Source organism: Actinospica durhamensis (assembly GCF_018139695.1).
Classification (GTDB): domain Bacteria; phylum Actinomycetota; class Actinomycetes; order Streptomycetales; family Catenulisporaceae; genus Actinospica; species Actinospica durhamensis.
Genome location: NZ_JAGSOG010000213.1, coordinates 1 through 15,654, shown reverse-complemented (window position 1 = coordinate 15,654; position 15,654 = coordinate 1). Strand labels below are relative to the sequence as shown.

Annotated in this window: 10 protein-coding genes; 4 read left to right on the top strand and 6 right to left on the bottom strand. The window is 71.7% G+C overall.

The window, feature by feature from the left end; genetic code table 11:
* Window positions 1–141: 141 nt before the first annotated feature.
* Window positions 142–1,833: a beta-1,3-glucanase family protein gene (locus tag KDL01_RS30090; protein ID WP_212532035.1), complete on the top strand. Its 1,692-nt coding sequence runs from the start codon at window positions 142–144 to the stop codon at window positions 1,831–1,833.
* A 464-nt stretch (window positions 1,834–2,297) separates the two neighbouring features.
* Here the strand turns inward: KDL01_RS30090 and KDL01_RS30085 are convergent, their stop codons facing one another.
* On the bottom strand, window positions 2,298–3,353 hold the full coding sequence (locus KDL01_RS30085) for a LacI family DNA-binding transcriptional regulator (protein WP_212532034.1): 1,056 nt from the start codon (window positions 3,351–3,353) through the stop codon (window positions 2,298–2,300).
* Between the two features lie 265 nt (window positions 3,354–3,618).
* Between KDL01_RS30085 and KDL01_RS30080 the strand changes: the two genes are divergently transcribed.
* Together KDL01_RS30080 and KDL01_RS30075 are read left to right on the top strand one after the other, a co-directional pair.
* On the top strand, window positions 3,619–5,451 hold the full coding sequence (locus KDL01_RS30080; protein WP_212532033.1) for an arabinofuranosidase catalytic domain-containing protein: 1,833 nt from the start codon (window positions 3,619–3,621) through the stop codon (window positions 5,449–5,451).
* Window positions 5,452–5,573: 122 nt separating this feature from the next.
* Window positions 5,574–6,887 (top strand): MFS transporter, encoded by a 1,314-nt coding sequence (locus KDL01_RS30075; protein WP_212532032.1) that lies wholly within the window; start codon window positions 5,574–5,576, stop codon window positions 6,885–6,887.
* A 37-nt stretch (window positions 6,888–6,924) separates the two neighbouring features.
* On the opposite strand, the gene helR is transcribed toward KDL01_RS30075, so the two are convergent.
* The 3 genes from helR to KDL01_RS30060 form a co-directional block, all read right to left on the bottom strand.
* Entirely contained in the window at window positions 6,925–9,114 is a 2,190-nt protein-coding gene (helR, locus tag KDL01_RS30070; RefSeq protein WP_212532031.1) for an RNA polymerase recycling motor ATPase HelR, read from the bottom strand.
* Between the two features lie 120 nt (window positions 9,115–9,234).
* Window positions 9,235–11,490, bottom strand: coding sequence for a DEAD/DEAH box helicase (locus KDL01_RS30065; RefSeq protein ID WP_307846682.1), 2,256 nt, complete (start codon window positions 11,488–11,490; stop codon window positions 9,235–9,237).
* A gap of 51 nt (window positions 11,491–11,541) precedes the next feature.
* A complete protein-coding gene (locus KDL01_RS30060) occupies window positions 11,542–12,414 on the bottom strand; it encodes an oxidoreductase (RefSeq protein WP_212532030.1) in 873 nt (290 codons plus the stop codon).
* A 136-nt stretch (window positions 12,415–12,550) separates the two neighbouring features.
* On the opposite strand from KDL01_RS30060, the gene KDL01_RS30055 reads away from it, so the two are divergent.
* Window positions 12,551–13,447, top strand: a complete 897-nt coding sequence (locus KDL01_RS30055; protein ID WP_212532029.1) for a helix-turn-helix transcriptional regulator — start codon at window positions 12,551–12,553, stop codon at window positions 13,445–13,447.
* Between the two features lie 29 nt (window positions 13,448–13,476).
* On the opposite strand, the gene KDL01_RS30050 is transcribed toward KDL01_RS30055, so the two are convergent.
* Window positions 13,477–14,760: an MFS transporter gene (locus KDL01_RS30050; RefSeq protein ID WP_212532028.1), complete on the bottom strand. Its 1,284-nt coding sequence runs from the start codon at window positions 14,758–14,760 to the stop codon at window positions 13,477–13,479.
* A gap of 125 nt (window positions 14,761–14,885) precedes the next feature.
* Window positions 14,886–15,654: putative hydro-lyase (locus tag KDL01_RS30045; RefSeq protein ID WP_212532027.1), on the bottom strand; the 769-nt coding region annotated here is incomplete at its 5' end.

Genomic DNA, 15,654 nt, shown 5'->3' with positions numbered 1-15,654 from the left:
GACAGGGGTGGCCCCGGGGCCCGGGCCGTCTTAACCCTTGTCCGGCCCCTGTCTTAAGACTGGCGCTTGACGGTGCGGGAGAGCGCTCTCATACTCGGTGTCAACCCACGCTCCGTAAACGTTTACGGAAGGCCCACGCACATGATCGATCGTAGAAAACTGCTGTCCCTCTCGGCCGTCGCGGTCGGCGGGTCGGTGCTCGGCATCGGCGCCGGCGCACTCGGCTCCCGCGCCTCGGCGACCTCCTCCACCCTGCAGATCGACCTGCAGAACACCACCACCTCCAGTGACGTCTACGCCTACGTCACCGGCAACGCCATCGACAACGGCAATGCCCTGATGCTGCTGGAGGCCGACGGCAGGACCCCGTACTACCCGTCCTCGCCCTCCGCCACCGGCTCGGCGCTCGGGACGAACTGCGCCATCCCACTCGGCGCGCCCGGGACCACCACCTCGATCACCATCCCGCACATCGCCGGAGGCCGGATCTGGTTCTCCGTCGGCGGGACACTCACCTTCCTGCTCAACCCCGGCCCGGCCCTGGTCGAGCCCTCCGTCACCAATCCCTCCGACCCCAACGTCAACCTGAGCTGGGACTTCTGCGAGTTCACCTTCAACGCCTCGCAGCTCTACGCCAACATCACCTACGTCGACTTCGTCTGCCTGCCGATCTCGCTCAAGCTGACCAACTCCTCCGGCGCGGTCCAGACGGTCTCCGGCATGCCCACCGGCGGCCTCAACACCGTCTGCGCCAACCTGATCGCGCAGCACAACAGCGACGGCGCCGGCTGGAACCAGCTGGTCGTGACCTCGAACGGCGCCAACCTGCGGGCGCTGAGCCCGAACAACGGCATCGTCATGAACTCCTCGCTCTTCTCGGGCTACTACCAGCCGTACGTCAACCAGGTCTGGTCCAAGTACGCGAGCAGCCCTCTGACGGTGGACACCCAGGCCTCCTGGGGGAGCGTCTCCGGCACCGTCTCCGGCGGCAACCTGAACTTCTCCGGCGTGGGCAGCTTCGCCCAGCCGTCCGCGGCCGACATCTTCAGCTGCAGCACCGGCCCGTTCGCCAACGCCTCGGGGGAGATGGGCGCGCTCATCGCCCGGATCAGCGCCGCGTTCAACCGCAGCACCCTGCTGATCGACACCGACCAGCCGGACGGCGAGAACCCGTCGAACTACTACGCGAACTCGGTCACCAACCACTACGCCCGGATCGTGCACGCGGCCAACCTGGACGGGCGCGGCTACGCCTTCCCGTACGACGACGTCGCCCCGGCCGGCGGCGTCGACCAGTCCGGCTTCGTGGCCGACCCGAACCCCGTGCTCTGGACGATCGCGGTGGGCGGCGGCACCGCCACCGGGTCCGGCGCCAGCCCCTCGGCCTCCGCGTCGGCGACGGGCGGGGGCGGGAGCGGCACGACGGTCAGCGCGTACTCGACCATCCAGGCCGAGAACTACAGCGCGGCCAACGGCACCCAGACCGAGACGACCACCGACACCGGTGGCGGCGAGGACGTCGGCTACATCGCCAACGGCTGCTGGCTGGCCTACGACAACGTCGCCTTCGGCACCTCCGGCGCGACCCAGTTCCAGGCCCGCGTCGCGTCCGGGGCCGCCGCCGGCATCAGCGGCCTGGTCGAGGTCGCCCTCGACAGCCCGACCGCCGCGCCGATCGGCAGCTTCGCCATCGGCTCGACCGGCGGGTGGCAGAGCTGGGAGACCGTCCCGGCGAACATCAGCACCGTGACCGGAACGCACACGGTGTACCTGGTCTTCTCCAGCGGCCAGTCCGCCGACTTCGTCAACGTGAACTGGTTCACCTTCACGTAGTCCGAGCGGCGGGGAATTCCCACCTGCGGCGGGCCGGGCGATCGGCCCGCCGCAGGTATAACGTTGTAAGTCCCTATTGAGACAGCCATCTGACGGTGCGTCAAGCCTCCGCTACCGTCAGGTTCCGGAACCTGCGTGGCCGCGCGGCGATATGCGGCAGTGCGGCGCAGGTAGTAGCCGTGATCGCAATCCGCCGCGGAAAATCCGGCGGAATGGGCAGGGTTGACAGCCCTCTGAGAGCGTGCGTCAATGACGCTTGCATCGTTGTAAATCGGACTCCGATGCCCGGCTCTCCTTCTCGGGCCACCCACACCGCGACTCTCCCCGCCGTGCCCACCGGCAGCTCGTGCGCGCCCTGATATTACGTACCCTGATTCGTGGCGAGGACGTGATTCTTCGGCATGTCCCATTCCAGGTTCCGGCCGGTGCCGCTCCCACGGCCCGTCGCGTCCGCGCGGCCCCGCTCAGCGCCGCCGGCTGCTCTCGCGCACCACCAGGCGGTGCCCGGGCTGGATCAGCCGGCCCGGTTCGCCGTCCCCGACGGCGATCCGGTGCAGCAGCGCGTCCACCGCGGCCTCGGCGATCCCGGTCTTGTCCGGGGCGACGGTGGTCAGCGAGGGGATCGCGTACTCGGACTCCTCGACGTCGTCGAAGCCGACCACGGCGATGTCCTCGGGCACCCGCAGCCCGGCCTCGTGGATCGCCCGCAGCGCGCCGAGCGCGAGCAGGTCGTTGAAGCAGAACACGGCGTCGGGCCGGGCCGGGAGCTTGAGCAGCCGGCGCATCGCGGCCGCGCCGTCCGGCCGGACGTACGCGCGCACCGGCGGACACAGGGCGGGCTCGGGTCGCAGGCCGGCCGCCTCCAGCGCGGCGCGGTAGCCGGCCATCCGCTGCTGGGCGGTGGCCCGCGGGCTCGGATCCTGCCAGCCGATCGCGGCGATCCGCCGCCGCCCGCCCGCCACCAGGTGCGCGGTGGCCTCGTACGCGGCGGCCACGTTGTCGATGTGCACGTGGTCGCAGACCGGTCCGAAGTCCGCCTCGCCGAGCAGCACCAGCGGGATCTGCCGCTCCCGCGCGGCGAGCTCGCGGCGGTCCAGGCCCAGCGGGCTGAGAATGACCCCGTCGATCATCGGGTCGCCCAGGCCGCTGGCGATGCGCAGTTCGGCCCGCGGATCCCCGGCGGTGTCGTCCATCAGCACCGTGCACCGGTGCCGCCGGGCCGCCGCGATCACCTCCACCGCCAGCTCCGCGAAGTACGGGGAGGGCAGTTCCGGGAAGGCCAGCGCGATCATCCCGCTGCGGCCGGTGCGCAGCCGCCGCGCCGTCGCGTTGGGCTGATACCCGAGCACGTCGATGGCCGCCTGCACCCGAGCCCTGGTCCGCTGCGCCACGTGCTCGGCGCCGTTGACCACGTTGGAGACCGTCTTGACCGACACGCCCGCGGCCGCGGCCACGTCCTTGAGCCGGGGAGCGGAGCCGCTCGCCCCGTCCGTCGTCGTCGCTGCGCTCGGTTCGGTCACGGTGCTCCGTTCGGTCGGGTGCCCCTCGGGGCCGGGGCGCCGGGTTACCACGTGAGAACACTGCCTTTCCTGGCAATCATCGCAAAACTCCGCCTCGGCCGCGTCCGGCCGTCCGCTTCGGCGCGCGGACCTCCGCACCCGTCCGCAAGCCCCCGGCTCCCGGCCCCACCGGGCCTTCGCACACGACCCACCCAGCGCGGACGGACGACCCGTCCGTCCCGGCTTTCGTCGTACCCACCGACTGACAGAAAGCACAGCATCCGCCATGCGCTCGTCTTTCCGCGGCCGCGCCAAGGCCGCACTCCTCACCGTCGCGGCGCTGGTCGCCGGCCTGCTCCTGGTCGCGCCCAGCACGGCCTCCGCCGCCGCCACCTCTCTGCCCTGCGACATCTACGCGGCCGCCGGCACGCCGTGCGTGGCCGCCCACAGCACCGTGCGCGCGCTCTACGCGGCCTACGACGGCCCGCTCTACCGGGTGCGCCGCGCGTCCGACGGCACCTCCCTGGACATCGGGGTGAACTCCGCCGGAGGATACGCCGACTCCGACGCGCAGGACGTGTTCTGCGCCGAGACGGCCTGCACCATCACCGAGATCTACGATCAGTCCTCGAATCACAATAATCTGACCATTGAGGGCGGCGGCGGGGCCAACGGCAACGCCGACGTCGCCGCCGACGCCAGCGCGCTGCCCATCGTCGTGAACGGCAACAAGGTCTACGGCGTCTACGTCGGCCCGGGCGTCGGCTACCGCGACGACTCGACCGCCGGCATACCCACCGGCGACCAGGCCCAGGGTGAGTACATGGTCGCCAGCGGCACGCACGTGAACTCGGGCTGCTGCTTCGACTACGGCAACGCCGAGACCAACAACGACGACAACGGCAACGGCCACATGGAGGCGGTCAACCTCGGCACCAGCTGCTGGGCCTCGCCGTGCAGCGGATCAGGGCCCTGGGTCGCCGCGGACCTGGAGAACGGGCTGTTCCAAGGCTCGGGCTCGAACACCGCCGACGCCGGGAACGCCAGCGCCTTCGTCACCGCACTGCTCAAGTCGAACAACCAGACCACCTTCGCGCTCAAGGGCGCCAACGCGCAGTCCGGATCGCTCAGCACCTGGTACAGCGGCGCGCTGCCGTCCAACGGATACCAGCCGATGCACCTCGAGGGCGCGATCGTGCTCGGCACCGGCGGCGACAACTCCAACGCCTCGATCGGCTCCTTCTTCGAGGGCGTGATGACCTCGGGCGAACCGACCGACGCCGCCGACAACGCCGTGCAGGCCAACGTGGTCGCGGCCGGGTACAGCGGCAACAGCGGCGGCAGCCCGAGCGGCGGGACCATCACCCTCGTCGGCGGCCAGTGCGTGGACGTGGCCGGCGACGACGTCGGGGGCGATCTGACGTACGTGCAGGTGTGGAGCTGCCAGTCCAGCGCGATCGACCAGCACTGGACGCACAACTCCGACGGTTCGCTCGAGACCCTCGGCCGCTGCCTGGACATCGACGGCGACGGCACCGCCGCCGGGACCAAGGTGGAGCTGTGGGACTGCAACGGCGTCGGCGGCCAGAAGTGGATCCAGCAGTCCAACGGCTCCCTGCTCAACCCGCAGTCAGGGCTCTGTCTCGATGACCCGAGCGGCAACACCGCGAACGGCACCCAGCTGCAGATCTGGACCTGCAACGGCGCCACCGCCCAGGAGTTCTCGGTCAACGGCGGCGGCCCGATCGACGGTCCGGGCAGCCAGTGCGTGGACGTGGCCGGCGACGACGTCGGCACCGACTACGCGATCGTGCAGCTGTGGGACTGCCAGCCCTACTCCGCCGACCAGCACTGGTACCACAACTCCAACGGTTCGCTCGAGACTCTGGGCCGCTGCCTGGACATCGACGGCGACGGCACCGCGGTCGGGACCAAGGTGGAGCTGTGGGACTGCAACGGCGTCGGCGGCCAGGTCTGGCAGCAGCAGTCGAACGGCTCGCTGCTCAACCCGCAGTCAGGACTCTGCCTCGACGACCCGAGCGACAACACCGCCAACGGCACCCAGTTGCAGATCTACACCTGCAACGGGACCGCGGCGCAGAAGTTCGCGTTGACCTGAGCGACGCGACGCCGCCCTGAGCGGTTGGGGGTGCGGCCGGCTGTCCGGCCGCACCCCGTCCGGAGTCGGCGTACCGTAGCCGACTAGACCCGACCCTGATTCACTCGTTACGGATCACGACCATGACCACGCCAGACGAGCCACCGCAGCCGGAGACGCTCCGCAGGTTCCGCCGGGTGCGGCGCTCCATGGCTGCCGGCCTGCTGGCGTCGTTGTCCGGCTCGTTCGTCGTCGCCGGTGTGGTTCCCGGAGCGGTGGCGGCGGGCGCGCTCTCGATCGTCTGGCTGCCTGTGATCCAGAGTGTCGAGACGCTCGAAGACATGAGCAGTCCAGCCGTGGCCCGGCTGCTGCGCGACAGGAATCCGGGCCACGTCCTGGTGGCCTGCGAGGCGTTCGACGCGGCGGCGTGCGCACTCGCGCTCGCGCTGATCTACCTGACTCCGATCCGCCCGGCCGCGATCTTCATCGCCTATGTGCTGGTCGCCTCCGCGGTGCCGCTGTTCGTGGACGTGGCTGAGGAGCTGTTCACCGGCGAGATCGCGAAGATCAGCCGCGGAGAGGCGCTTCGCTTCAACATCTCGATTTACGCGATGATCGGGTTCACCGGATCGTTGGTGGCCAAGCCGCTGGGTAGCGTACTCGCCACCGCGGCCCTGCCGGCCGCCCTCGGCATCAACCTGGGCGCCTCGCTTGTGGGACTCCTGCTACGGCTTCGCTCGGTACGCAGCATGTCGGTGTTCGATGACGAGGCGCCGGAGCAGGCGTCCGACGGCGAAACGGACGAGCCGCAGCCCAAGGCCGCGCATCCGAGCGCACCCCTGGGGAAGATCATCGGCGCCGCCGGCCCGGGCAGCCCCGCGGTCTCCGGGCTCCTGGCCTGCTCGACCGCGATCGTGACCGGCTATCTCGCGCAATGGGTCGTCCACTCGATGGCGCACCCCAGCGGCGCGATGGCCGCACTGCTCGTCGCAACCGGCGTCGGCGCCACCATCGGCCCCTACCTGGCCCGGCCTGCCACCGTGCGCGAGCGCTTCACGGCCGGTGCCGGCTTGCTCCTCACCGCACGCATCGCGGCGCTGGGGGCGATCCTCGCCATTGCACTGATGACCGGTGCGGGCAGCACCGCGCGATTCACGGCGATGCTGGTGCTCAACGCCGGCTTCGGCGCAACCGTCGTGGCTTCCTCCGTCGTTCAGGCCACTGCACGGCAAAGCCACTATCAAGGCCATGCCCTCGCGCAGGCGGTGGGCTGGAGCCACTCGTTCGCAGCGGCGGGCACGTTCATCGGGGTGTGGTGCGGACTTGCGTTGGGCGTGCAGTGCTCCCCGGTCGTCGGCATTCTGCTCGCCGCGGCCGTCGCGCTTGCCGCCATGGCGCGTCTCTCGCCGAGATCTCAAACCAGCACGAGAGACGCAGCCATGGCCACCGAGCTCTGAGTTCGTCCTCCTCGAAGCGAAACTCAGTGTTCGAGGATCACTCGAGGATCACCAGTTCCCGCGTCGCGCGGGTCATGGCGACGTAGCGGTCCACCGCGCCCTCGACGCCGTCGCCGAAGCGCTCCGGATCGACCAGGACGACGAGGTCGAACTCGAGGCCCTTGGCCAGTTGCGGCGTGAGTGAGGAGACCCGGTCGGTCGCCGGGAAGCGCGGGTCGCCGATGACGCAGGCGACGCCCTCGGCGTGCTCGGCCAGCCACTTCGCCACGATCGCGTCCAGGTCCGCGGTCGAACCGCGTCCGACCGGGACGTCGGTGCCGCGGATCGAGATCGGCACGTTGGCGTCGGGCAGGGCGGCGCGGATGACCGGCTCGGCCTCCTCCATGATCTCCTTGGGCGTCCGGTAGTTGATACTGAGCGTGGTCAGCTCGACCGCCGCGGGGCCCGAGCCGAATCCGACCCGCTCCAGCCGTTCCTGCCAGGTCTCGGCGAAGCCGTGCCGGGCCTGCGCGCGGTCGCCCACGATGGTGAAACTGCGCGACGGGCAGCGCTGGAGCAGCATCTGCCATTGCGCGTCGGTCAGTTCCTGTGCCTCGTCCACGATGACGTGGGCGAACGGTCCGGCGAGCAGGTCAGGGTCGGCCCTGTCGAGCGCGTCCTCGTCGACCAGGACGCTCTGCAGGTCCTCCACCTTCAGCATCGTCGCCACGCTCTCGCCGTCGTGGTCGGCCGCGATCAGGTCGGCCACGACGGTGTTCACGCGCTCGCGTTCCGCCGCGACCGCGGCCGCGTGCCGGCGCTCGCGCCGCGAGGCCTCCGGATCGCCCACGCGGCGGCGGGCGGCGTCGAGCAGCGGCAGGTCGGAGACCGTCCAGGCCTGCGGCTCGGCGCGTCGCAGGGCGCGGACGTCCTCGGAGCCGAGCCAGGGCGCGCACATCCGGAGGTAGGCGGGCACCGACCACAGGTCCGCGACCACGTCGGCGGCCTCCAGCAGCGGCCAGGCGCGGTTGAAGACCTCGTGCAGCTCCCGGTCCCGCTCGAGCTGCGCGCGCAGCCGGTCCGCCGGCACGTCCTCGTCGTGCTTGTCGATCAGAATCCTGATGAGCTCCTGCCAGATCTGCCCGCGCGCCTCGTTGTGCGCGGTGCCCGGGTCCGCCGCGTCGAAGGCCTCGGCCCAGTCGTGTGCGGTCAGGCGCACGTCGTCCCATTCGGTCTCGACGGTCAGCGCCTCGGCGGGCGGGTCCTCATAGAACCTGACGGCCGGTTCGATCGCCCCGACCATCGCGGCGGACGCCTTGAGCGCGGCCACGCGCGGATCGGTCTCGGCCGCGGCCCCGGCGCCCTCGGCCACGAGGTCGCGCAGGGTGCAGGTCTGCACGCCCTCCTCGCCGAGGCTGGGCAACACGTCGGCGACGTAGGCCAGGTACGGCTGGTGCGGGCCGACGAACAGCACGTCGCCGCGGTGGGCGCCGACGTGCGGGTCGGAGTAGACCAGGTAGGCCGCGCGGTGCAGCGCGACCACGGTCTTGCCGGTGCCCGGGCCGCCGTCGACCACGAGCGCGCCGTGCGAGCCGGCGCGGATGATCGCGTCCTGATCCGCCTGGATGGTGCCGAGCACGTCGCGCATCCGGGGGGAGCGGTCCTGGCCGAGGCTGGCGATGAACGCGGACTGGTCGTCGAGCGCGGCGTGCCCCTCGAGCCCGTCCGGGGTGAACACCTCCTCCCAGTAGTCGGTGATCCGGCCGCGGGTCCAGCGGTAGCGGCGCCGGCTGGCCAGGCCCATCGGGTTGGCGTGGGTGGCCCCGAAGAAGGGCTCGGCCGCGGGCGTGCGCCAGTCCAGCAGCAGCCGGCGTCCGGAGCGGTCGGTCAGGCCGAGCCGCCCGATGTAGTGTGCCGAGCCGTCCGCGCCTTCCGCGTCGTCGGAGTCCGCCGCGGCACCTTCCGCCCCGACCATCCGGCCGAGGCACAGGTCGAGCCCGAAGCGGCGCAGGGCGCGCAGCCGGGCGGTGAGCCGGTAGACCTCGAGGTCCCGGTCCATCGCCGCCTGCCCGCCGCCGCCCGGGGCCCGGCGGGCGGCCTCCAGGCGGGCGGTCAGGTCGTCGAGGGTCTCCTCGAGCGCGCGGGCGACGGCGGCGAAGTGCCGTTCGTCCGCGGCGATCAGGTGCGGGTCGGCCTTGGCGGCGAGTCGCGCGGGCAGGGCGAAGGCGGAAGTGGGCGGGTGGTTCACGGCGGGCTCCGTTCTGTGACCTCGGCCAATGATTCTGCGCGAGGTGGGGGTCCTTGCCGCAAGACCCCCTGTGTGTTATAAGTTGAGAATGGAGGGGAGTGCTCGCATCTGACGGCCCGTTCAGGCCGCGTCAGCCTCCGTATCCGCGTCGCCGGACGTGTCGCCGGACTTCTTGTCCGACTTTCCGCCGCCCAGCCCCTCACTCGACAGGCCCAACCGCTCCCGCTCGGCCGCGATCACCTTGCGCGCCATCGCCTGGCCGGTGAGCCCGACCGCCTCCGGCATCGTCTCTGCGGTGTCGCTGCGCCGGGCGAAGGCGTCGAACAGCTCCTTCTTCTCCTCCAGGATCTCCAGCATCCGCTGGTCCACGCTGTCGGTGGCCAGCAGCCGGTGCACCTGGACCCGGCGGATCTGCCCCATCCGGTGCGCCCGGGCGATCGCCTGCGTCTCGAGCGTCGGCTTGACCTGCGGCTCGCACAGGATGACCACCGAGGCGGCCTGCATGTTCAGGCCCACCCCGCCCGCCTGGATCTGGCTGACCAGCACCGCGTGCCCGGTGGTCGCGGCGAAGTCGTCCACCATCTCCTGCCGCTTGGCCGGCGGGACGTCGCCGGTCAGCGGCCCCACCGCCCGGTCCCCGAGCGTGCGGCACACCAGGTCGAGCACGTCGCGGAAGTAGGAGAAGACCACCACCTTGCGCCCGTTCTCGTTCGCCTCGTCCGCGATCTCCACCAGCCGGCGAAGCTTGGCGCAGGTGGCCGGGTCGGCCGAGGCGTAGGCCGCGCGCCGCATCCCCATGAAGCTGCGTCCGGCCACCGCCTCCCGGTAGGCCTCGGCGTCCTCGGGTCCGAGGTCGTCCCAGTCGTCCACCTGGACCAGCTCGGGCAGCTCGCTCAGCACGTCTTCCTGGTTGCGGCGCAGATAGGCCGGGCCCACCGCGCGCCGGAACGACTCTGACCCGGCCACCGCGTCGATCTCGCCGATCGAGGCCGCGATCTCGGGCTTGAGGTAGCCGACCAGGTTGCGGAACTCCTCGACCCGGTTCTCCATCGGGGTGCCGGTCAGGAACAGCACCCGCTCCACCCGCTCGGCCCAGGCCCGCACCGCGGCCGAGCGCATCGTGTCAGGGTTCTTCACGTAATGTGCCTCGTCCACCACCATCATGGCCACCGAGAGCCGCGGCGGGACCTCGAGGCTCTGTACGGCCTCGAACGTGGTCACGCCCACGCCGCCGGTGCGCACCCAGTTGCGGGTGCCGGCCTCCCGCTCGGCGCCGTGCAGCCGGTAGGGACGCAGGGTGCTGTGCGCGGAGACCTCGCGCATCCAGTTCACCAGGACGCTCGCCGGGCAGATCACCAGGAAGTGCCGGGCGCCCTCGGCCCGCAGGTGCGCCAGCGCCGCGATCGACTCGACGGTCTTGCCGCAGCCCATCTCGTCGCCCAGGATCACCCGCCGCTGGGCCAGGGCGAAGCGGGCGCCGAAGGCCTGGTAGTTGCGCAGCGAGACGCGCAGATGGGTCTCGTCCAGCCGCTGGTCCGCGATCCGGGCGGAGAGGTCGTCGGTCAGGAAGCCGCGCGCGGCGTCGGGACGCTCCCCGGACCCGACGATCCGGCTGAGGATGCTGAGATAGTCGGCCGAGTGCTTCTCGAAGTCGTTGCGGGCGGTGCCCACCCGCGGCGTCTTCGGCGGCAGCTTCCGGCTCGCCGCCTCGATCCGGCCCAGCTCGCGCTCGGTACGCTGATCGGAGAACAGGCCGTCGAGCTCGAACACCGCCTCCCGGGCCTGCTCCCGCGTGGCCCGGCGCACGAACACCCGGCGCAGCCGTCCGGCCAGCGGCTTCGCGGTGGTGGCCAGCCCCGAGATGACCCCGCCGAGCCGGGCGGCCGGCTCGCGCACCCGCTCGAGCACCCGGTCCGCCGCCCTGGCCCGGTAGAGCGAGGTCAGCAGCGCGGCGGCGTCCGGGTTGTGCAGGTCCATGTATCCGGCGACCCCGGTGTCCTGCCCGGCCGCGTCCGCGACCCGCCGCACCGCCTCGGCCGTGCGCTCGGCCCCGGCGGCGCCGATCCCGGGAATCTGCCGCAGCTGCTCCGGGCTCACGTCCACCAGGTCCGCGACGGTCTGGTACCCGGCCTCCTGGAGCTTTCCCACCGGAAGCCGGGCACCGTTGACGTCTCTGAGCCGGTCCAGCGCGATCCCGTGCAGCCGGCCGCGGGCCGCGAGATCCTGCGAGGCCTGATACGCCGCGCGCACGTCCTCGTGCAGCTCGTTCTCGTGCGCCCGCAGCGCATCGAGCGTCGCCTGCGTCTGCGCGGCCCGGTCGAGCAGGGCCTTGACATCCGCCGGACTCGCTGCGCGTATCGGTTCGACCACGGTCACCCCGCATCTCTAGACGGCACCGGCCACAATAGCGAGCCGGCGCCGTCGGGATCACGCGGTGACGGCGACGGCGTCCAGCTCGGTGACCGCGTCGGCGGGAAGCTCCAGCGCGGCGCCGGCGATGTTCTCGCGCAGGTGTCGGGCCGAGGAGGTGCCGGGGATCAGCAGCAGGTTCGGCGAGTGGTGCAACAGCCAGGCGAGCGAGACCGCCAGCGGCGTGGCCTCCAGCCGGGCCGCCACCTTGTCCAGGGTCTCCGATTGCAGCGGCGAGAAACCGCCGAGCGGGAAGTAGGGTACGAACGCGATGCCCTGCTGCGCGGTGCTGCGCACCAGCGCCTCGTCCCGCCGGTTGGCGATGTTGTAGAAGTTCTGCACGCACACCACCGGCGCGATCTGCTGCGCCTCGGCCAGCTGCTCGGCGTTGACGGTGCTCAGCCCGAGGTGCCGGATCAGGCCCTGCTCGCGCAATTCGGCGAGCGCGCCGAACTGCTCGGCGATGGAGCCGGGCTCGGCCGCGTCGAAGCCGCCCACCCGCAGGTTCACCACGTCCAGCGCCTCGAGGCCCAGGCGGCGGAGGTTGTCGTGCACCTGCTCCACCAGCTCCGCCGGAGTACGCGCGTGCGGCCAGCCGCCCTGCTCGTCCCGGCGCGCCCCGACCTTGGTGACCAGGTGCAGGTCCTGCGGGTACGGCGCCAGCGCCTCGCGGATGATCTCGTTGGTGACGTGCGGGCCGTAGAAGTCGGCCGTGTCGATGTGCCGGATGCCCAGTTCGACGGCCGTGCGCAGCACCTCGACGGCGCAGGCCCGGTCCTTCGGCGGTCCGAAGACGCCCGGCCCGGCCAGCTGCATCGCGCCGTAGCCGAAGCGCGGCACGGTGAGATCGCCGAGCCGGTAGTCACCGCCGGGGAGTGCGGACTGTGTCATCGTTCCCTTCCCACCCGCCGGTCTCTCCGGGGGCGTTCCCACCGTATCCACCGCGCCCGTCGGCAGCCTGTTCCCCGCTCATCCTGGGAGTGCCAGGACCAGGCAGGAATTCGGCCCGGCTGGTTAGGATCGGAGTATGAGCAGGTCGAACGCATCGGGATCGAACGCACTGGGGGAGTATCTGCGGGCCCGCCGGGAGCTGATCGACCCGGCACAGGCCGGGCTGCACGTGCTGGGCGTGCGCCGCACGCCCGGGCTGCGCCGCGAGGAGGTCGCCACCCTGGCCGGCATCAGCGCCGACTACTACCTGCGCCTGGAGCAGGGACGCGACCGCAACCCGTCCGCGCAGGTGGTGGAGTCCCTGGCCCGGGTGTTGCGCCTGGACGAGGCCGCCACCCAGCATCTGCTGAGCCTGTCCGCCCAGCGCCCGGCCGGGTCTCGCCGCCCGCGCCGCGAGACGGTCGCGGCCGGGGTGCGCCAACTGCTCGAGGTGATCAACCTGCCGGCCTTCGTGGAGAGCCGCAGTTTCGAGGTGCTCGCCTCGAACCGGCTGGCCCGCGCGGTCTCGCCGCGGCTGGCCCCGGGGGTCAACCGCATGCGCGCGGTCTTCCTCGATCCGGACGAGCGGGAGTTCTATCCGGACTGGGAGCAGGCGGCCCGCGGCCTGGTCGCCGGGTTCCGCGCCTCGGTGGGCACCGACGTGGACGACCCGCGGATCATGCAGCTGGTCGGCGAGCTCTCGCTGGGCAGCGAGGCGTTCCGGCGGCTGTGGGCCCGGCACGACGTGGCCGCGCTGGCCGGCGGTTCGATGCGGGTGCGCCACTCCGAGCTCGGGGAGCTGGAACTGCGCCGGGAGAAGTTCCCGCTCGCCGAGTCGGGCGGCCAGATCCTCGCGATCTACCACGCCGCGCCGGGCTCCGCCACGGCCCGCGCGCTCGAGCAGCTCAGAACCCTGACCACGGAGGCGGACAGGACGAACAGGATGGACGGGACGGACGAGGCGGGCACGTCGGCGTCGGCCACCTCGGCCTGAACCGCGCGCCCGCCCCCGTTCCGGTCCGCTCAGGTCAGGGCCGCGCCACGGGTCTCGGGCAGGCCCAGCAGGGCGAGCACGGCCAGCGCGTAGCCCACGGTTCCGTACACGAGTGCATCGCCCAGGCCCCTGCTCCCGGCCGAGAACCCGACGGCCGTCGGGAAGAACGCCCCGACCGCGCGGCCGACGTTGTACGTGAAGCTCTGTCCGGTGCCCCGCAGCGCGCGCGGGTAGAGCTCGGCCAGGTACGCGCCGAACCCGCTGAAGATGGCGGAGAAGCAGAAACCGAGCGGGAAGCCCAGGATCAGCAGCACGTGGTTCGCGCTGGCCGGGATGTGGATGTACGTGTACAGGATCGCGCCGCTGAGCACCCCGAACAGGGCGATCGCCCGGCGCCGGCCGAGGTGGTCGGAGAGGTAGCCGCCGCACAGGTAGCCGAGGAACGCGCCGCCGATCAGCAGGCTGAGATATGAGCTGGTGCCGACCACGGTCAGGTGCCGCTCCTGCTTGAGATACGTCGGCAGCCAGGTCGCGATCGTGTAGTAGCCGCCCTGGACGCCGGTGGCCATGAGCGTGGCGAACACGGTGATCCGGCGGACACCGCCGGAGAACACCTGCCGCAGCGGGGCCCGGGTGGCCGCGGCGGTCTGCGGCCGCTGCTCGCTCAGGTGTACCGGCGCGTCGACCACCCGCCGGCGCAGGTAGAGCAGCGTGAGGCCGGGCAGCGCGCCGGTCCAGAACAGCACCCGCCAGGACAGGCCGGGTGCCAGGTGGTCGAGCGCGAGCGTGGAGACGACCACGGCGGCGGCCCAGCCGACGGCCCACGAGGCCTGCACGAAGGCGACGGTCCGGCCCCGGTACCGCGCCAGCGCGTATTCGGCCACGAGTACGGCTCCGGCTGCCCACTCCCCGCCGAATCCGAGCCCCTGCAGGGCCCGGAAGGTGAGCAGCATCGGATAGCTCGAGGCGAATCCGCACAGGGCGGTGAACAGGCCGTAGGTCGCCACCGTGATCATCAGGGTGCGGGATCGCCCGATCCGGTCGATCAGCAGCCCGGCCAGGATGCCGCCGAGCGCCGAGACCACGAGCGTGACCGTGGTCAGCAGGCCCGACTGGCCCTTGTCGAGGTGGAAGTAGGCGGCGATGGCGGTCAGGCCGAGCGGCAGCACCTGGAAGTCGTAGGCGTCCAGGCTGTAGCCCGCGAACGCGCCGGCGAAGGCGCGCCGGCCGGCCTGCGGCAGGGAGCGGTACCAGCCGAAGGGTCCTTCGGCGGTAGCGCGGACGACGGGTGGAAGGGTGGGAAGTGCGGTCACGGAGCACCTCGCTGACGAAGAGAGATCGACAGGGCGTTCATGCGCTATACCGCTGCGGTGTCTCACAATCTAAGGATTGTTCAACAATCCTGCAAGAGGGCGAACGCACTTCTTCGGAGCGCGCGCTACGCGATCCGGTAGTCGAGATCCCGCGCGTCGGTCAGGAACATGTGGCCGGGCTCGTGGGTGATCGCGAACGGCAGGGCGGCGCGCATGACAGCGGCCTGCGAGGTCACGCCGCAGGCCCAGAACACCGGCACGTCGCCCTCGGCGGGAGTGACCGCGTCGCCGAAGTCCGGCGCGGACAGGTCGCGGATGCCGAGCGCCTCGGGGTCGCCGACGTGCACCGGGGCGCCGTGCACCGCGGGCATCAGGGCCGTGATCGCGGCGGCGCGCGCGACCGAGTCGGCCGGGACCGGGCGCATCGAGACCACCAGCGGACCGGCGAAGCGTCCGGCCCGGACGCACTCGCGGTTCGTCAGGTACATCGGAACATTGACATCCTGCTCGACGTGCCGCAGCGGGATGCCGGCGTCCAGCAGCAGGGTCTCGAAGCTGAAGCTGCAGCCGATCAGGAAGCTGACGAGGTCCGCCCGCCACAGCTCGGTGGCCTCCGGCACGGTGGCGACCAGGCGGCCGTGCTCCCACACGCGGTAGGCGGGCAGATCTGTGCGCAGGTCGGCGTCCGGGGCGAGCGTCGGGTGCCACGAGCCGGGTTCGGTGACTTCGAGCAGCGGGCAGGGGCGCGGGTTGCGCTGGGCGAACAGCAGCAGGTCGTAGGCGTGCTCGCGGGGCAGGCAGACGAGGTTGGCTTGGGTGTGGCCGGGAGCCAGGCCGCTGGTGGGGCGCAGCTCGCCGGCGCGGAACGCGGCCCGCCACCGCGCGGGGGAGGCC